General features: G+C 56.2%; 16 protein-coding genes. 10 read left to right on the top strand and 6 right to left on the bottom strand.

The window, feature by feature from the left end; genetic code table 11:
• Window positions 1-22: 22 nt before the first annotated feature.
• On the bottom strand, window positions 23-2230 hold the full coding sequence (locus IE099_RS12370; protein WP_189570273.1) for a right-handed parallel beta-helix repeat-containing protein: 2208 nt from the start codon (window positions 2228-2230) through the stop codon (window positions 23-25).
• Window positions 2231-2269: 39 nt separating this feature from the next.
• On the bottom strand, window positions 2270-3229 hold the full coding sequence (locus IE099_RS12365) for a calcium-binding protein (RefSeq protein WP_189570271.1): 960 nt from the start codon (window positions 3227-3229) through the stop codon (window positions 2270-2272).
• 394 nt (window positions 3230-3623) lie between these two features.
• Here IE099_RS12365 and IE099_RS12360 point away from each other — a divergent pair, with 394 nt between their 5' ends.
• From IE099_RS12360 to IE099_RS12340, 5 genes are all read left to right on the top strand, one after another.
• The gene (locus IE099_RS12360; protein WP_189570269.1) at window positions 3624-4391 is read left to right on the top strand and encodes a PEP-CTERM sorting domain-containing protein; all 768 of its coding nucleotides are present in this window, start codon (window positions 3624-3626) and stop codon (window positions 4389-4391) included.
• 92 nt (window positions 4392-4483) lie between these two features.
• Window positions 4484-5059 carry a DinB family protein gene (locus IE099_RS12355; RefSeq protein ID WP_189570267.1) on the top strand — a complete coding sequence of 192 codons (576 nt, stop codon included), beginning with the start codon at window positions 4484-4486 and terminating at the stop codon, window positions 5057-5059.
• 115 nt (window positions 5060-5174) lie between these two features.
• On the top strand, window positions 5175-5399 hold the full coding sequence (locus tag IE099_RS12350) for a Sec-independent protein translocase subunit TatA/TatB (protein WP_189570265.1): 225 nt from the start codon (window positions 5175-5177) through the stop codon (window positions 5397-5399).
• 43 nt (window positions 5400-5442) lie between these two features.
• Window positions 5443-6417: an endonuclease/exonuclease/phosphatase family protein gene (locus IE099_RS12345; protein WP_189570263.1), complete on the top strand. Its 975-nt coding sequence runs from the start codon at window positions 5443-5445 to the stop codon at window positions 6415-6417.
• Between the two features lie 55 nt (window positions 6418-6472).
• Window positions 6473-7606, top strand: a complete 1134-nt coding sequence (locus IE099_RS12340; protein ID WP_189570260.1) for an alginate lyase family protein — start codon at window positions 6473-6475, stop codon at window positions 7604-7606.
• Here IE099_RS12340 and IE099_RS12335 read toward each other — a convergent pair.
• From IE099_RS12335 to IE099_RS12320, 4 genes are all read right to left on the bottom strand, one after another.
• Entirely contained in the window at window positions 7603-9417 is a 1815-nt protein-coding gene (locus IE099_RS12335) for an SLC13 family permease (RefSeq protein ID WP_189570258.1), read from the bottom strand. The two genes, IE099_RS12340 and IE099_RS12335, sit on opposite strands and share 4 nt — an antisense overlap.
• A 91-nt stretch (window positions 9418-9508) precedes the next feature.
• Window positions 9509-9709: a translation initiation factor IF-1 gene (infA, locus tag IE099_RS12330; RefSeq protein WP_189570256.1), complete on the bottom strand. Its 201-nt coding sequence runs from the start codon at window positions 9707-9709 to the stop codon at window positions 9509-9511.
• A 334-nt stretch (window positions 9710-10043) separates the two neighbouring features.
• Complete coding sequence (locus IE099_RS12325; RefSeq protein ID WP_189570254.1) at window positions 10044-11537, bottom strand: sugar transferase; 1494 nt, start codon at window positions 11535-11537, stop codon at window positions 10044-10046.
• 342 nt (window positions 11538-11879) lie between these two features.
• Window positions 11880-13820 (bottom strand): RecQ family ATP-dependent DNA helicase, encoded by a 1941-nt coding sequence (locus tag IE099_RS12320; RefSeq protein ID WP_229809501.1) that lies wholly within the window; start codon window positions 13818-13820, stop codon window positions 11880-11882.
• A gap of 134 nt (window positions 13821-13954) precedes the next feature.
• On the opposite strand from IE099_RS12320, the gene IE099_RS12315 reads away from it, so the two are divergent.
• The 5 genes from IE099_RS12315 (at window position 13955) to IE099_RS12295 (ending at window position 18938) form a co-directional block, all read left to right on the top strand.
• A complete protein-coding gene (locus IE099_RS12315; RefSeq protein WP_189570250.1) occupies window positions 13955-14158 on the top strand; it encodes a hypothetical protein in 204 nt (67 codons plus the stop codon).
• 21 nt (window positions 14159-14179) lie between these two features.
• Window positions 14180-14947, top strand: a complete 768-nt coding sequence (ccsA, locus tag IE099_RS12310; RefSeq protein ID WP_189570248.1) for a cytochrome c biogenesis protein CcsA — start codon at window positions 14180-14182, stop codon at window positions 14945-14947.
• Window positions 14948-14957: 10 nt separating this feature from the next.
• Window positions 14958-15962 (top strand): glutamyl-tRNA reductase, encoded by a 1005-nt coding sequence (gene hemA, locus IE099_RS12305; RefSeq protein WP_189570246.1) that lies wholly within the window; start codon window positions 14958-14960, stop codon window positions 15960-15962.
• A gap of 260 nt (window positions 15963-16222) precedes the next feature.
• On the top strand, window positions 16223-16849 hold the full coding sequence (locus IE099_RS12300) for a hypothetical protein (protein ID WP_189570244.1): 627 nt from the start codon (window positions 16223-16225) through the stop codon (window positions 16847-16849).
• Window positions 16850-17486: 637 nt separating this feature from the next.
• Complete coding sequence (locus tag IE099_RS12295; RefSeq protein ID WP_189570242.1) at window positions 17487-18938, top strand: DinB/UmuC family translesion DNA polymerase; 1452 nt, start codon at window positions 17487-17489, stop codon at window positions 18936-18938.
• Window positions 18939-19082 lie beyond the last annotated feature (144 nt).

Here is a 19082-nt window from a genome sequence, read left to right as displayed (position 1 = left end):
CTTTTTTCATCAACTCTGCTCTTCAGAGCTTTTTCAAGACAGATCCACTATTCCAGTAGATGGTCTCGTTGACGTGATCGAAATCGTATTTCGCGCGTGGTTCGGAGGACGGCCTTTCCTCAAATCTTTCCTTCACTAGCTTTCGGTATTTCGACTTGTCAGGAACCGCATGGCGATACTGGTCCGCCACCAAACCGATTTCCGCAAATGGAATCGCAGGCATCCAATCTTCGCGCTCGCCTCTGTAGGAAAAGTCCAACTCGTCCACATCCGCGAAGATCTCCCGTGGCTCGATCTCACGAGTATCATGGAACTGCAAGCGGTCCTCTGGAATCTGGGGATGACGATAGGTCAATTGATTGCGCATCCCATGCCCCAAGGTGCCGCGCACATCATTTTCGATTGGAAGAAAACGCCACTCATTGGGCTGGTTCATCACTTTGGCGAAGGTGGGGTACTTGATCCAAGGCTCCTGATTCCAGCCCTCCTTTCCAACGACCTGCTCGCAGCGCCAAATGTAATCATGCTTGTCACCACGCTTCAGCTCCCCCGAGTCAAAGCGGGCCAGGTTCTTCACCCTTCCCTTCCAATCCCCAATGATCCGCACCCACACTCCATAGTTCCCATGGAGAAAGATGTTTCCATACACCTTCAGACCGGTGCCCCCGTTGATGGCGAGCGAGCCATGCCCGGTTTTATAGAAAATGTTTTCGATGACTTCCGTTCCTGACTGATGGTCGTCGAGCATGATGCCTGAACGAGTCATGAGACCATCTGTCGACATGATGTGATGAAGGAAGTTGTGCTTCAACTGCACCCCATAGCCCCAAAACTCCGCCCCAGAATAAATGGTCGCACCATCCCCTTCTTCGAAACCGATGTTGAAAAGTTCGTTGCGCTCAATGAGGTGATCATTTCCCCGGAAGACAATCGCCTGCCCCGGAATATTGTGCATCAGGTTGTTCCGAAAAACATTCCCCACTCCACTAATCCCAGCCGCCGGAGAAACTCCATTGAGAGCGTCGAGATAGAAGTGGCAATTCGAGACCTCATTGCCCGCCGGAGTGATCTCAGTCGGACTGGCGACGCCTCCCGACAAGCTTACGAATCGAGTGACGTCAAAGACATCATAGCCGGTTACGGTGTTGTTTTGTCCATTCACGGAAATCGCAGAAGCGGTGGAGTTGAAGAGCTTACCGCCCGCAACCAGATTGTCGGTTCCGCCCGCAATCTTGACAATATGACCACTGGCGAAGCCTTGCGCGCTGAATCCCAGGAATCTGAGATGACTGGCATTTTCCAAATGGAGGAAACCGCTCCCCGCACTGATGGCGAGACGGGTCTCGGGGGAAATCTCATCGACCGGCCAAAGGTAGAGAGCCTTGCTACTAGAATCATAGTACCATTCTCCAGGCTCATCGATTTCGCAGAGTAGATGATAGTAGGCCTGACGGGACTGAAACTTGTGCACCATTTCGTCCAATCCGTAGCGGGATTGGCGCACGAAGCGGATGGCCCCCGTCGCCGGGTCCACCGAGCGGACTTGTAGCTGGGAGCGATACCACTGCGCGGAAAGGTAGCCGTAGGTCATCACCTTGCGGCTCTCCTCCAACTCCTTCGCCCACTGGGAAAAACTTCCAGCCGGCTTTTCCCGGAGAGTGATCAGGGCCCCTTTGGGTTCATCCCAAGTCCCCATCACCGGATTTTTCTGAAAGCGGGTGCCTTCATCAGCCTCTAACAGCTCCTTGGCGTGAGCGAAGCCCACGTTGGGAAAGCGCGAAAGATGAAGAAGCTCCTCTCCCTGCGTTAGAAGACAAGAAGTCGGCGAAGCCTTCTGCAAGGTCCGAATCGCTACCTCGTCGCGAATGGGCAATCGCACGACCTTTCCACGGGCTTCTTCGGAAAGTCGGGCCAGCTCGGACTCTTCCTTGACCAACGAAAGCCCCTCCAAAGAAAGCGCCTGCGAACCACCGAAAGTCACCGGACCGGTCGCACGGTAGGTAATCGGGGCGTCGGAGGTCCCGCTATCTTGTGGACCGAATGTGATGGGACGGTCAATCTGGTAGTTCCCTCCGTCTACCAGAACCTCGATGGGACTGGTTTTGGGAAGGCTCCGCACATGGTCGCGGGCGGCTTCGAGGCTCGGAAACACCTCCGGTCCCACGCGGAAGCGACCTTCCGCAGGGATAAGGGTGAGAGCTGAAAGGATGAGAAATAGAGGGGTTTTCATGGGTCGGTGTAGTTCGGGAAAACTACTGCCGCCCGTCCCCTATTTCGCCCCTTGTTGATACTTTTTCGGAAGAAGAGAGATGATCTCCCCCGCATTCGCCTTCCCTGCCGACCAGTCGACCTTTGACAAAACCTCTCTCGCTTCCCCGTCCAAGGGCAGACGATATCGGTCACAGAAGAGCGGGCTCAAGTCCTTCTTGGCCGCGACCGATGAGCAAACCAACATCGAAACACACTGCCGCAGGGCGCCATCACCATCTTTCGCTCTTTCGGGTTGTATGGTTCGCAGATTTTTGAAGAAAGCGGCCACCCAATCGTTCCCGCCATTTTCCTTCCGCAACTTCAGCAACAAGGAGGCGTAGATCACATTCTGATCGGTGGGACCAATGGCCTTCCCGTTTTCATCCTTCAATCGGTTCACTTTCTCCGAGAGACCACCATGGGTGGTGAATGCCTCAACGAAGTCCAAGTCACTCTTTTCGTATCCATCGACGGCTCCCACAATGATGTCCCTGGTCCGCTTGTCGTTATCGACCAACCCGAGGGTCTCCACGCACACATAACGCATAAAGACCGCGAAACCGGTGGTGAAACAAGAGTGCCGGTCGCCGAAAGTATAGAAATTCCGCCCCATTTCATAGAAGTAGGCGTGCGGAACAGCTTTCGGGTTCTTCTGCAAAGCCGGATAGTGACCATCGTAGAAGCGGGTCATCTCAATTCCGGTCGCTCCCACATAACCACAGCCATAGCCGCAACTCAGGTCGTTGGCAGGCAGAGCGACAATCGTGGGCTTGCCCTCATGAACCTTCAGCGGCCGTGGCTTGCCAGCCGTCAACTTTTCGTAGAGCGCCCAGCCGTCGTCCAAGTGGCCAAGAAATGCCGTCAAGGTCTCGCGATCAAAATCGCCTTCGGTAGTGACCAAGGTCACTCGTTCACTGGCCCACGGAATCATAGGAACATTCAGCCCCTTGGCCTCCCATCTCTCGGGATAAAAAGCCATGGCAGGATAATCAAATGGATCCCCAGGCTTAACCTCTCCGAAAGACTGGTGCACTCCCCCGAAAAATACCGCCCCCAAGATGAGGGCTCCACAGCTGAATGTTCTTGGTAAAAATTTCACTCCGTCTCTCTACTCCACCGCAAAAGCGAAATCGTCCAAAAAAAGACCAAGAGTTTCTAACAGCCAGAAAAATCCGTTCCTCCATCTTTCTTGCACACTTCTCAGGGCACGAAAAAATCTCCCGCAAGAAATTTGGGCAAAAAAACACCTGAACGTCAGTTACTTAGAAGGAGACATCCTAACCCTCGCGCTGGAGATAATATTTTTTCAGCGCGCACCTCGGTTCACTCCCGGGCGCAGGGGTCAAGAACTCCGACCTACAAAACATCAAACCATGAAAAAAAAACCACAAACCCAGTCCCAGCTTACCGCCTTCGTGGCCCTATGCGCCCTCTCCACCTTACCCCAAGCGTCAGGCGCGGTCTTAATCGGGGCAGAAATTGGAGCAGGCAACGGCGACTTCAACTATGCGGGAGGAGCTACCACCAATCCGAGCTCTCTTACGGTGAACGAGAACATTCCCCGCGATCGAGCTTTGATTGGCACCCCTACCACTGGACAAAGCATCACGATCTCCGGCTGGACCTTTGTCCGCGTCTCCTACAGTGGAGGAAACAATGCCTTTGGTTTGGACGGTAATTTCGGATTCGATGACGCGACCTTCGAGCCCGCCAACACAGGCTCCGGGCAGGCTTTTCAAAACGGAAACTCCAATGCCACTATTGACCTCGTTGCAGATACCATCAATCACACTGGTGGAGCTGGGGACGCCTTCGATCTGACCTATCTGCTGGGCTCCGACAGCGCCGGCGGCATATCCACTGCCACTCTCACTCTCGACAGTGGTCTGGCCAGCGAACAGGCCATTACCTTCACCACACGGTCTCTTGCCGGAACCTCACGCACCGGAGCAAACACCATCTCCGAGAGCTACATTTCCACCGGCTCCTACAGCACCGTCAATCTCACCATGCGGCTTGGGAACTCCTCTGGCAGCACTCGAGTTCTAGTCGATGATGTTCGCCTGAATGTCATCCCCGAGCCCTCTACGGCGCTTTTGGGCGGACTCGCCTTCCTGGGCATGCTGCGTCGACGCCGATAGCATCGCAAACATTTGCTCCTTCCAGAAATGCGTCCTCACGCGAGGGCGCATTTTTTTTGCCGAACGACCGCTTTCTGTGCCAGACTCTGGCAATGAGCGAACCCACCCTCGCCCCGCCCGGCGCAGGCCTGCCAGCACCAGAAGCCTTCGTCATTCGCCGGTTGGTTTTTCCAGTCCTGCAGATGCGACTCTCCAAATCTCGCTCGCTGGAGCTTTTCAAGAAATCAGGCGAAACCATTCTCCCGCTCGTGAGTGACCTGGATTTGACGACCTTCACCACGCCGGTTCTCATCAAGCGATTGCCTGGATTAGAAGACTCCTCGCGCAACTGGTCCGTCGAGCAAACCCTCGAGCACATTCAGATCGTCACCGCGGCTGCGCTCTACATCATCAAAAAACTCGAATCCAATCGCCCGCTCGACTTGCCGGTCCGCACGCAGGACGTCAAGCCGTCCGGCGGCATCGGGTTGGACCGCTTGCGCTCCTTTGGACAGTATTTGGAAGAAACTCCCAAAAAGATTGCACAGTTCGAGTTCACTTCCCAAGCCACCCACCATCACCCGTGGTTCGGCGAACTCACCTCCCTCGACTGGCTCCGGCTCATCGCCTTTCACCAAGACCTGCACCGCAAGCAGATCGAGCGAATTCTCGCGCCGGCCTCTTGTTGAGGCTAGCGAAGAACGAAAGCAGTTGGCTTTCTAAAACCAAATCGCCTGAAAGGGGCACCGCCACGAATCCGTTTATTGTTTTGCAAGCTGGTCAACCCCCAGCTAACTTACCGACATGCCAAACCTAGGTGGACCTGAAATTCTGATCATTTTCGTGATCGTGCTTCTTCTCTTTGGAGCGAAGAAGATTCCTGAACTTGCACGTGGACTTGGAAAGTCGATGGGCGAATTCAAGAAAGCTCGTGAAGAGTTCGAGGACGAAATCAAGCGCGCTGCGGACGATGTGGATCTCGACAAGAAATCTGATTCTCCAGCAAAAAGCGAACCTCGCCAAAGCTAAGATGCGCTCTTCCTTGATTCCATTTTTCAAAAACGCCCCCCTCATGGCTGGGGCGTTTTTTTTGCTTTTTTCCAATGTTGGCTGCAAGGAACAGTCCGGGCAAACCGACAAATGGATCAGTAAACCGGACGAAAAAGAGCTCGCCGCTTCTCCCACTGAACAAGTGGAAAAGGCTGAGGAAGCGGCTCCAGAGACTGCGCCTGGCGAAGAGACCGTTCGCTTTTTGTCCTACAATTTGGAGAACTATCTGACGATGCGCCGTGGCAAATCGTATTTGCCCAAGCCTGAGAAAGAAATCGACGCCCTGATCGGCATTATTGCCCGCCAAAAGCCGGACATTCTGGGCATTTGTGAGATTGGCAAAGAAGATGACCTTCTCGACCTACAAACCCGCCTCAAAAATGTCGGGATCGACCTCCCTCACTATGAACACACCGGCGGAGCCGACGATACCCGCCACCTCGCGCTCCTATCCCGCTACCCGATTGTCGCGACCGATTCGCAGAGCGACCTCAGCTTCGAACTGACTGGTCAGTCCCGGGTCATTGGTCGTGGAATCTTGGATGCTACGGTCGATATTGGCGGCAGTGAACTGCGATTCCTCGGAGCCCACCTGAAGTCCAAGCGCGAAATTGAAGATGCGGACCAAGAGCTGATCCGCCAGGCGGAGGGACGCCTTCTGCGCGAACACGCCGACGCCATTCTGCGAGAGAAACCAGAGACCATGCTCATCGCCTACGGCGACTTCAACGATACCATTGGCTCGAAAACCCTCTCCATCGTGCGTGGGAGGCGCAATTCCAAGACTCACATGCCGGACTTCTACTTCAAGGACTCGCGCGGTGAATTGTGGACCCACTTTTGGGACTATCAGGACGTCTATTCTCGCTTCGACTACGTTCTTTTCTCTGAAAGCCTGAAGTCCAAATTGGATGGCAAGGCCTGCGGCATCGTAGACGATCCTCGCTGGGGCGAAGCCTCCGATCACCGCGCTCTGCTTTTTGTCGTTCGGCCATAAAAAGAGCGGCTCCTGCGAGATTTTTTGAGAAGAGACGTAGACATGGCGACCCGTCATGTCCGCTCGCTTCTGCATCACCCCAATCCGCTGCCTTCTCTGCGTTTTCCTGTTTTCTACTCTGGCCAAGGCCAACTTTACCCATCCCGGGGTCGCTCACAGTCAGGATAGCCTCGACTTTGTCCGCCGCATGATCGCGGAAGAGAAACAACCATGGAAGCAGGCCTGGGAGGAGCTCGAGGATTCGCGTTTTGCCAGTCTCGCTTGGAAGCCGCAGCCCTACCCCCACGTCGAGCGGGGCTCCTATAACAACCCAAACATCGGCTCCAGCGACTTCACCTCCGATGGCTCCGCCGCCTACACCCACGCCCTTCAATGGACCCTTTCGGGCGAGGCCGCCCACGCCAAGAAAGCTGCCGAGATTCTAGACGCTTGGTCGTCTACTCTCGAGTCGATCTCCAACAAGGACGCCCGCCTCCTCGTTGGGATGTCAGGTCATCAGTTCGTCAATGCCGCCGAATTACTCAAGCACACTTGGGACGGTTGGCCTGAGAGTAATCAGCAGCAGTTCTCCAGAATGCTTCGCGAGATTTTCTATCCTATCATTCAAGACTTCTACCCCTCCGCGAATGGCAATTGGGATGCCTCCATGATGCAAACTATGATCGCGATGGGCGTCTACCTCGACGACCAAGAATACTTTGACCGCGCCGTCGATTACTACCGGAAGGGTCAGGGAAATGGAGCAATCCGCAACTATTTCAAGGAATCCGGGCAATGTCAGGAAAGTGGCCGCGATCAGGGTCACACCCAAATGGGTCTCGAGTTCCTTGCCAACACCGCCGAGACTGCATGGCTTCAAGGAGTCGACCTCTACGGCGAAGCAGACAACCGATTACTCAAGGGCTTCGAATACACCGCCAAATACAACTTGGGCGAAGAGGTCCCCTACGAGCCCTACAAGAGCTTCGAGGGTCGATATCACTACAAGAAAATCTCTGACGACTCGCGCGGCCGTCTCCGCAAAATGTATGAGAAGGTCTATAACCACTATCATAACCGCCGATCTCTCGATGCGCCTTGGACAAAGAAAGCCGCTCTCAAAAATCGTCCTGAATCCAGAGCTGGCGGCTGCCTGCCCTGGTGCACATTGATGTATGCCAACAATCCCGGCCCAGCCGTTCAAAACTAGATCCCCCAGAAAATTGGAATCAGGAAGCTGGCGGTGATCCAGAGGATGACGGCCAGCGGGAATCCTATCCGGAAAAAGTCGCCAAACTTGTATCCCCCAGCCCCGAAGACATAGGTGTTGGTTTGATAACCAATCGGGGTCGAGAAGCTGGCCGAGGCCCCAAACATCACTGCAACTACGAGCGCCCGGGGCTCGATCCCCATTTGAACTCCCAATTGCATTGCCAGAGGAGTCAGCAAGACCGCCACCGCCTGGTTGCTAACCAACTCGGTGAGAACCGCAGCCAGCAGATAGATCAACGCGATGATCAAGCGTGGATCCATCCCTCCGCAGATGGCTTCAACCTGAGTGGCGATTGCCCCCAGAAGACCGGAGTTGATCATCGCCAGACCGATTCCCAGCATGCCCATGATCAGAAAGATGATGCGCCAGTCGATGGACTCATATGCCTCCTTGGGATCCAAGCAGCCCGTTAGCATCACAAAGATAACCGCACCCAGGGCCAGCTGCACCGTCGGGATCTTGTCAATGACTCCAAAGCCACCCAGAGCCCCCAAAAGAACGAAAACCAGCAAAGAACCAATGGCCCAAGGAGCCTTCTTGGTCCGAAACTCCTTGGTCGTCGGAGCACTCAAGTTGACAAAGTCACGCTGCTCGAAGAGGCGCCGCATCTTTTCCGCAGATCCCTGGACCAGGAGAGTATCACCAAAGGCCAGCTTCGTATCCTCGAACTTCTCCTGCAGGTTTTTTCCGCGGCGGTGCACCGCCAGGATAATGACCCCGAACTTTTGGCGAAACTTGATTTCGGAAAGAGACTTGCCAACCAAGGTCGATTCCGGGCCCACAATTCCCTCCATCAGCATGGCGGACTCAGTCTGAACCCCCTCGAGCCCGAATTCATCCTGGCTCCCCTTCACTTCGATCCCTTCGGTCTTGGAGACGTCAAGCACACCATCCGGGCTTCCCTTGAAGAACAATTCGTCGAGCTCGCGGAAGCGTATCTCCTTCAGCGGAACACGAACCCGCAGACCGTTGCGGCGCACCTCAATGAGCCTGAGCTTCTTAATCTTGGCAAAGGGAGTCTCGCCAAATTCTTTCCCGACCAAGGGAGAACCCTTGCTGAGGTAAGCATGGGTGATGAACTCGCGGGAACTCTCGGTGTCGATGAGCGAGGCCAAGGTCGTCCGATCAGGGAGGAGCTTGCGACCGAAAAAGTAGAGATAGACCGCAGTGATGACGCAGTAGATCACTCCCATCTTGGTGACCTCGAACATTCCAAAGGTCTCCAATCCCTGTCCCTCGGCTATGCCTGCTGCGATGAGATTGGTCGAAGTTCCAATGATGGTCACCGTCCCACCCACAATCGCCGCATAGCTCAGCGGAATGAGGAAGCGGGAAGCCTTCCACTCCTTTCGCCGACAGATTCCCAAAATGATGGGCATGAACACCACTACAACCGGCGTGTTGTTCACGAAGCCGGAGAGCAAGGCGACAATGACAATGAGCCAGAGCAACATCGTCTTCTCCGTCTTGCCTGCCAATTCCTCAAACCAGTCCCCCAGAGTTTCGATCACACCGGTTCGCTCCAGCGCGGCGCTAAGCACAAACATGCAGGCAATGGCCAGCGGCGCGGGGTGGGAAAAGACACTCAACGCCCCCGCAATCCCCTGCAATGGAAGGATGCCAACGGCAACGCAAAGGAACATCCCCAGAATGGCAACGACCTCCACGGCCACCCATTCTTTGATGAAAGAAAGAAAGACGACCGCAATCAGGATCGCCAGAAACCAGTATTCCCAGTGTTGCGGCATTCGATAGCTTCAGTCTTAACCTGGAACTGCTCTTTTCGTCAGTTCAATTCTGAAGAAGTCGTGAGGACCAGCGGAAGCCGCCTCGCCTCTATCAACCCAATCGGTAGACGATACGGGCTTTGGAGGTGTCGTAGGGAGACATCTCCATTTTGACTTTGTCCCCGATGACCAGACGAATGAATCGCTTGCGCATTTTGCCCGAGATATGGGCGAGAACTTCGTGACCGCTCGGCAACTCCACCTTGAACATGGTGCCAGCCAATACCGCGCTAACGGTTCCTTCGACCTCCACGGCCTTAGCTTCACCATCCTTGGCGCGGATGTTGTCTTTCTTAAACCCCGGGCCTCCACGGCCTCTTCCGCCGCGTCTGCGGCCTCCCCCTCCTCGTCTTCTTGGCGGTCCTGCGATAATTTTCCTTTGGTTAGTTAAACTGCGGCCAGAGCGGCGCGCGTCGATAAGATGGCCCCAAAACCATGTAATGACAATCGAAAAGTTCGGCAGAGAAGCTGCAAAATCCCCTTGTTGTCTGGGTTTGAAACTCTTCGGCCCTGGATTTTTTCTCGGACACAAAAAGGGCGGCCTACCCAGACCGCCCCTTTTTTGCTACTTGTTCCTTGAGATTAGATTAACAGGCTCCGCTGCGCTTGAAGAAGGTCAGGGCCATGATGCGAAGGTCCCAGAGGAAGTTCCAGTTCTCCATGTAGTGGAGGTCGAACTTGATACGGGTTTTCAGGCAGGTATCACCGCGAAGGCCGTTGATTTGAGCCCAGCCGGTCAGGCCTGGCTTGATGTTGTGGCGCAAGTTGTAGTGCGGAATTTCTTCTTTGAAGTCCTGAATCAACTCAGGGCGTTCGGGACGAGGACCGACCAGGCTCATGTCGCCACGAAGAACGTTCCAGAACTGAGGCAGCTCGTCGATGTTCCAACGGCGCATGAAGGCTCCGACCTTCAGGCAGCGAGGGTCGTCCTTGACGGTCCAACCGGGAGAACCACTGGCCTCGGCGTCGATTTTCATGCTGCGAATTTTCAGGATTTCAAAGGGCTTTCCGTCCAATCCAAGGCGAACCTGCTTGTAGATGAGGGGTCCCTTGGATTCGGCACGCACCATGGCCATGAAAAGACCAATCACTGGGCCAAAGATTGCGAGACCAGCAAGTGCTCCCACGATATCGAAGGCACGCTTGATGATGCTGTTCAAGGCATGGTGAAGAGGAAGCTGGCCCACTCCGAGAAGTGGCATGCCGTTGACGGTCTCGAGCTTGAGGCTGGAAACAAGAACCTGGAAGCAACTCGGAACCAGCTTGAAATCGATGAACTCGCGACCACAGATTTCGGAAACCTCCATCAAAGTAACACGGTCAGCGGCCCCGTTAACGGCGATAAGCATGTCAGCGTCTTCAGCGCGAATCGCCTGACGCAAGTCCGCGAACTCACCCAGAACCGGAACATTGAATGGAGGCTCGCTTTCGAACTTGCCGTCCTGCGGGCGAATCACTCCAGCGACCTGAATCAACTCCGTGCTTCCACCAGTCATGCGGCTCACAGCGGCCTCACACTCCTCGTTCCATCCGAGGAATACGACTTTCTGGCGAAGCGCTTTGCCCCATGCACAAGAGCGAATGACGGTGTGGAAAACATAGCGCCATCCCAAAAGGGCCACCATCGCAGCATTGCCGGCAACTACGCAATAAATCCGGCTAATCGCAGGGTCAATCTTCAGCACCAGAGCCAACGAAAGGAAAAGAACAGACCAGGAAACACAGACCTGAAAGATCGCTTTCACCATTGGACGGAAGGTCAAAAAGCGCTTGGGGTCATAGAGACGATAGTTGATCGCCAGAGCCATCATCACCACGGTTCCAAAGACCAAGTGCCCAACGTAACTTTTCAACGTCAGGCTCAAGTCTTCGACTCCAATCGAGCCCAAAACGGTTTCAAAACGGATGAGATAGCCCACACAAAGCGCCAGGATGATCGCCAACAGATCGCCCATGAAGCTGGTGACGACTAACTTCTGATGAGCCATGCCCGGCCGCTTCCGAGACCGAAGCTCATAGAGCGGCTTCTCCTCGGGTTCGGGACACGCGGCCTCGAAGGGAACAATTTTCGCAGAATTCATTAAACAGGGTGAACGGGTTGAACGGGTGTTCGGCGCTTTAGAGCAGTGTTTCGTTCCAAAGGCCACATCTGTTTTATAAAAATTATCCGGAAAGGGAAGTAGTTTTTATAAATTCTTAATAACGCGCTCTTATTAATTTTATAAGATTAAGGTTCTAAATATCATGACATTTAATTAATCTTAAATAATTTCTCCCAGTCAACTTCCTCTCAAAAAGAAGAGCAATAAGCTGAAAAACAGAGAGTTAAGAGCCAACCACACGAACTCTCCCGAGAAAAAACAGAGGCCTTCTCACCCCGATTGGGAGCCCATCTTTGAAGAACAAAGGGCGAAAACCGGCCTTTATATTCGTCGATTCCCAAGTGCTTCCACCGCAAGAAATACCTCCTGAAAGGGCAAATCTGCGAAAATCCCGAAGGCTCGATGCCTCTTGAGACCCGTTCCTGCACTCGCCGGACTGGCAATTCCGCACAGAAAGCGAGCCATCTGTTTCGGATTTCGCAAAGCCGCCTGCCGCTCTGCCATCAGAGTTTGAATCAGTTCCAAATCTTCCAAACTGAGCTCCGGATAGGCTCTCTCCGGCAAAGGCTGGGCCAGGCCGAGACACGCGCTACACTTTCCACAACGCTCAGCATCTTTCTCTCCGAAGTAACCCAAGAGGTGGGTCGTGAGGCACTCGGTCTCTCCCAGAAAGTCAACGACACTCTCGAGGCGGGCGACATCGCGTTCTTCCCGTCCGGTGAAGACTCGGGCCATTTTCTCTGCAAGCTCACGCACGATGGTCGCATTCGCCTCCTTCAAGCGGCGGTAGCGTTTGCGGACCTTGGAGGGTTTCACGATGATGTCGCCATGGGACTCGAGCCAATCGAAGGTCTTGGCGATTTTGTCGACAGGCTCCCCGAGCGTATTTGCCGAGTCCTCCAGCGAGAACGACAACCAGCTACGGCCTTCCCGACCAGTCACGAAGAGCTTTTGCAAGAATTCCTGCCGCTCCGGGCTGTGTCCGGAGAGAGTCTGCGCCTGCCCACGGAGAAAACGCACCGCCCGCTCAGCGTAAAAGGCTCCCAAGGCCTCAATCCAGCCCTCCAGCTCGAGATAGGCCAAAAAGGTCTCCATCACCACGGGCTTGACGTCACAGCTGCGGCTGAGGTCGTAGAGACTGAGGTCAAAATGCTCCCCTACCAGGAGAACGTGTTCGGCCACGCTCTTGATCGCCTTTTGGTCGGGAGTGTCTCCATAGATGAAATTCTCCAAGACGATGAGGTCATTCAGACAGGCGAGCACCTCGCAGTGGGCTGGCTGGCCATCACGCCCCGCCCGTCCGACCTCTTGCACATAATTCTCCAAGGTCTTGGGCAGGTTGTAGTGAAAGACCGCACGAATCCCGCTTTTGTCGATCCCCATCCCGAAGGCGATGGTGGCTACCACGACACGCACTTTATCCTCCATGAAGCCGCTTTGAACTTCTTCGCGAGCCTCCGCCCGCATCCCCGCATGGTAGGCCCGTGCGGAAATCCCCGCCCGCTGAAGAATCCCCGAGACTATCTCGGCGGTCTGCTGCAGCGTCACATAGACAATGGCCGGGCCCTCGGTGGCCGCGACTCTTTCCGCAATCAGCTCGTCTCTTTCGGCCAAGGAACACGGGGTGACATGGAGCGCCAGGTTCTCGCGGCGAAAACCGGTCTGCACCGCGTCTTCCTTCGCAATCCCGAAGGCCCTCTGAATATCCTTGGCCACCTCGGGGGTCGCGGTCGCGGTGAGGGCCAGACAACGCTTGATCCCGAACTGGACCGCCGCTTCCGCCAGCTTCAGATAATCGGGTCGAAAATTATGGCCCCACTCCGAGATACAGTGGGCTTCATCCACCGCAAGCAGCTCGATGGAGCTTCCCTTGAGCGCATTCCGGAAGCGCTCGTTGGCAAAACGCTCGGGCGCCACGTAGAGCAGCTGAATCTCCCCCGCGCCCAGCTTGCGATAGACTTCCTGCACTTCGTCCCTATCCAGCGAGCTGTCCAACCGCTCCGCCGCCACTCCCCGTCCCCGCAACACATCGACCTGCTCGCGCATCAATGCCATCAGGGGCGAGACCACCAGAGTCAATCCCGGCCACATCAGCGCCGGCAACTGATAACACAGGCTCTTGCCACCCCCGGTGGGAAAAATCGCCAGGGCCGAGCGCCCCTCCAACAAAGTCTCCACCACTTCCTGCTGCCCCCCACGCAAGGAATCAAAGCCGAAGACCTCGCGCAATGCGGTGGGATAGTCGGGGTAGGAAGGGGTCATCACCTCCATCCCTAGCAGCCTCCTCCCCATCCCAAAACGCTAAAGAGAGTTCACCAGTGAGGACTGAAATCTAATCGCTTCCATCGGTTGCACCTAACTTCGCGCCATGTTAGCTTCGCTCCCTCGCCCTTCGGATGAAAAGAATTCTCTTACTCTCCTGCTCGATGGCTCTGCCCTTTTTCCTAACCAGTTGCGCTGCCATTGCGGAATCCGCCGTCGAAGGTCTTTTTGGCTATGATCGCGACAAAGACGATCACTACTACAGTGACTCTCGTGAGAAAAGAGAGCGACGCGCCCAGTATCGGACGCAGGGAAAACCCTCCCTCAGTCTCGACTAACCCCTCCTAGCGCCTTTACCCATGACCGAACGCTGGCTTCTTGCCCTTGCTACCGCCTTCGCTGCCTTTGCGGCTGTTAACGCCTGGCGCTCCCTTCTCGGCGGGCACCGCAGCCGATGGACTTTGCCCCTGCTGGGCCTCACCTTTATCGCCCAATTGATGGCTCTCGGTCTGCGGGGCGAGATGCGAGGCGCCTGCCCTCTCTCCGACCCGGGCGAAATTCTGGCCTTTCTCTCCTGGTCCCTCGTTCTCTTCTACCTGATGGTCGGCCCGACCTATCGCCTGTCCCTGCTCGGCCTTTTCACCGCCCCTCTGGTGGTGATTCTGCAGCTCATCGCTCTCATCCCGGAGCTCATGACGCCCAATCCCCCGCACGTCGAAAGCACCGATGCCTGGCGCGAGGCTCATGCCGCCCTTTCCGTCCTCTCCTTCGGCTCCCTCACCCTCGCGGCCGTCTCGGGCATCATGTTCGTGATTCTCGACCACTTGCTGAAGGAGAAGAAGCTCACCGGCAACCTCTTCAACAACCTCCCCTCGGTCCACAACCTCATCGACTCCACCAAACGCCTGTTGCTGATCGGCCTCGTCATTCTCACCATTGGGATCGTGGCCGGCTTCCTGACGCCGAACTTGGGCTTCAACGTCCACCTCGTGGTCGCCTCGATTGTCTGGATCGCTTATGCGGTTCTGGTCTCCCTCGCCTACGTTCGCGGTTTGCCCCCCCACAAGCTCGCCTTCTCATCGGTGGTCCTCTTCCTCGTCTCCATCTTCGCCTTTGGCATCCTCTAGCAGCACGACCATGAAACTCTTCTGCTTGGGCCTGAACCACGAGACCGCTCCCGTCGAGCTACGGGAAAAAGTCTCCATCGCCAACACCCACCTCGGGGAGGAATCCACCGCGCTGGTCGCCTGTGACACCATCGCGGAAGGGGTCGTGATCTCGACCTGCAACCGCACCGAGTTCTACCTCGCTGCCGAGTCCATCGAGGCTGCCGCCGTCGCCCTCGCCGACCACCTGCAGACCCGCTTCGGGCTCACCACCGACGAGCATTTTTACGAAAAGCACGCTCGCGAAGCCGCCTTCCACCTCTGCCGCGTGGTCAGTGGACTGGACTCCATGGTCCTCGGCGAAACCGAAATCTTTGGCCAAGTGAAGAAAGGCTATGCCGCCGCACTGGAAGCCGGAGTCACCGGTGGGGTCCTCAACCGACTCTTTCAGCGCGCCTTTTCGGTCGGGAAAAAAGTGCGCAACTCCACCGGCATTCAGGAAGGCCAGACTTCGGTCGGCAGTGTCGCGGTCGACTTGGCGGAAAAGATTTTCGGCCACCTGCGGGACTCCCAGGTCATGGTCATTGGGGCGGGCGAAATGTCGCGCACCACGGCCCAGTCCCTCCTTTCGCGCGGCGCACACAGCATGTTCGTCACCAACCGTTCCTACGACAAAGCCGTCGCGCTCGCCGACGAAATGGGGGGTTCTGCCATCCGCTTCGACGATTGGGAAGAGTCCTTGCAAAAGGTCGACATCATCATCTCCTCCACCGGCGCGCCCCACCACGTGATCAAGCCCGAGCACATCGAAAAGGTGCGCCGCCGCCGCAAATACCGCCCCATTCTAATGGTCGACATCGCCGTCCCCCGCGACATCGATCCCCTCGTCGGTGACATCGACGAAGTCTATCTTTACGACGTCGACGGCCTCCAGGTCCTCGCCGCCGAAGCCCGCAAACGCAGACAAGAACAGATCCGCATCTGCGAAGCGATCATCGAAGAAGAATTGGGCAAAACGCAACTACCCGGCCTCTAGCGCGCCCCCCACCTAACACCGTCACGGAGTGTCGACTTCAGTCGTCACGAAATCACAGGCCCAACACACCCGGGCCCTAACCAAGCGGAAACGAACCCAGCCCCCACCGCTCCAATAAACAACCCCAGCTTATTGCCAAGCCCCCTTCTCAATTCGGCCACCCAAATCTAATCTATCTCATCAATCCTGGTCCAATTTCAAAGCAACTCCCCCCTTGAAATCCTCTTGACTACCCCCTCTTTAAATGTTCTTTTGAACACATGTCTGCCGTGCCCATTTCCGAGCTGCGCCGCCAATTGCGCGAGCGTTTTCCGGCTGCGCACGAGGATCGCCCGGCAGCGGAAAGCTACCAACTCCGGGGAATGCCCCCGTTACCAAAGGGAACAATTACCGAATTGGTAACCCCACCTTCGGTTTCGGGATCCTCCTTACTCCTTTCGCAGTTACTGGAAGACGAACCGGAAAACCGCGAACTCCCTCTCGCCCTCATCGACCCCGGCGATCACTTCGACCCCGCCTCCTATCGCCCGCGACGGCCCTTGCTCTGGCTCCGTTCGGCCAATCCCAAAAAATCACTTCAAGCCGCCGACTTGTTAGTTCGCGACGGTAACATTCCCCTCGTCTTGCTCGACTGCTCGCTCACCCCTTTGCGCGAACTCCGTCAGATTCCCTCCTCCTCCTGGTATCGCCTCCGCACCTTGGCGGAAAGCTCGGGAACCTCCCTTCTCGCCCTCACTCCCGCCCCGCTCATCGCCGCCGCTGCCGCTCGATATGAATTGGAAAACAGCTTCTCCCTCCACGACCTGAGCCAACTGCGAAACCAACTCTTCACCAAACTCCAAAGCCACCCCCTCAAAACCCAAACCATCCTAACAAGTCATGGATGAAAACCGGGAAAGAAGATCCAATCACCAATCACCAATCACCAATCACCAATCACCAATCACCAATCACCAATCACCAATCACCAAAGACCAAAGACCAAAGACCAATCGCCCCAGCTCAAGCAGCCCCAGCCCAAATACCGCAACCTCCCCCAGCCCCAACGGGGCGAGAGAGCAAAGCCCGGGGTGCAACCCCGAGATCTCACCCACCCAGAAATTCCAGACGAGCCAATGATCCGACAGTTCATTCCCCTTCTCGAAGTCTGTTCAAAAACTCCCGCCCCAGCGCCAGCCTGCGACCGACCTCTCAACACCCAACCCTGCCAACCCCAACGCAACCTCCTCTCGCTTCGTGTCCACCCCTCAGAACTTTCGGATCACTACCTCGCTCAATCATCGGTTCAGCCTTTGTCCCGGGGTTTCACCCCGGGCTTTGCTCTTTCGCCCCGTTGGGGCTGACGGAACGCCTCTTTCTCTAATTCTAACAAAACACGTCCCACGTCCCACGTCCCACGTCCATAACCCAATCACCCAATCACCCAATCACCCAATCACCCAATCACCCAATCACCCAATCACCCAATAACAACCAAAACTGCCTCCTGCCCAACTGACAACTGACAACCGACAACCACCCCCCATGTTCCTCGCCCTCCATCTCCCCGCCCTTCCCCTCCGGGCTGCGACTTGGGGATTACCCGACGCTTGGGAACACCCCCTGGCCCTCAGCAACGGCCACGATCTCGCCGCAAAAAAATCTCAGCTCACCTGCCTCAATTCCGCGGCCCTGCAATGGGGGCTCTTCATCGGCATTCCCACTCCACGAGCCTTGGCCCGCTGCCCAACCTTACAAATCCTTGAACCCAAACCTGAGAACGAAATCCTCCTTCGCCAAGAATTACTTCACGTCGCCCGCAACCTCTCCCCCGACCTCGAAGTCACTCGCCCCGACACCCTGCTCTTAGGCTGGAAAAAAAACACTCCCCCGACTCTCTCCGCCCTCACCAGCCTCCCTCTACAACAAGCCATCGCCCCCACCCCCGACCTCGCCCACCTCAGCGTCATCGCAGGCTCAAATTTTCAGAACGCCCCCCTCCCCCTCTTGCTTGCCACCTTTCTCCCTCCTGGCCCTGAACACAACGACCTCGCCCACACTCTCGCCTCCTGGGGACTCCGTTCCATCAACGACTTCACCACTTTGCCACGTCCTGATTTGCAGGAACGGCTCGGAGGCCAGGCCGCGTTCCTGCACGACATCGCAACCGGTCGTCATCATCGCCTCCTCACCCTCTATCGCCCTCCCAAAGACTACCGCCAACACCTCGACCTCGATTACCCACTCGAGACCCTCGACTCCTTGCTCCTCTTGCTCCGGCGCTTTCTCCACACTCTCGCCGCCCGCTTGCAAGCCCACCAACGCGTCCCCGACGGACTCTTTCTCACCCTTCATTTCGAAGATCACACCCACCATCTCTCGACCCTACGTATCCCCGAACCCACCACCGATCAGGACCAACTCCTGCGCATTATCGAGACCCATCTCAACGGTCTCACCGCTCCCGCCCCGGTCATCGCACTCACCCTTGATGCCTCCGTCACCCGTCCCTCCCGCTCCCAGCACGATCTCTTTCAAAAGGCCCTGCGCGATCCCAACCAATTCGCCCACACCCTCAATCAACTCTCCGCCTGTCTCGGCCGCGACGCCCTCGGGGTGCCGCAAGCGACTGATAGCTTTCGCCCCGATTGCTACCAACTTCTGCCTCCCGAATCTCTCTTTGACCGCTCGCGGGAAAAGCCCGGCGACACCGCAGCCCACGCTCTCTTCACCAGCACCCTTCCCCTGCGCAGACTCCGTCCGCCCCTCGCCGTGCAAGTTCTCACCACTCCGGAAAAAACTCCGCAAGTCCTCCTCGACGGCCCCTACCCCGGCCCCCTCCGCGAAGTCTCCGGCCCCTTCATCTTGCAAAGCACTTGGTGGGAAAGCGCCCAGCGCTGGACGGGTCACGAATGGGACGTGCAACTCCATCGCGGCCCCCTCTCCCGCCTCACGCACCAGCCTCCGCATCATTGGCAAATTGAGGGATACTACTAATGGGCACTACTGATGGTTCGAAAATCGAATGGCTCCGTTCGAGCAAGACACAAGACACAAGACACAAGACACAAGACACAAGACACAAGACACAAATCTCAAATCTCAAATCTCAAATCTCAAATCCTAAATCTCTGCGTTCAC

The sequence above is a fragment of the Roseibacillus persicicus genome, from assembly GCF_014651675.1.
GTDB lineage: Bacteria > Verrucomicrobiota > Verrucomicrobiia > Verrucomicrobiales > Akkermansiaceae > Roseibacillus > Roseibacillus persicicus.
Note: the sequence above shows the minus strand (reverse complement) of the source record. Positions and strands in the feature narration are given on the sequence as shown.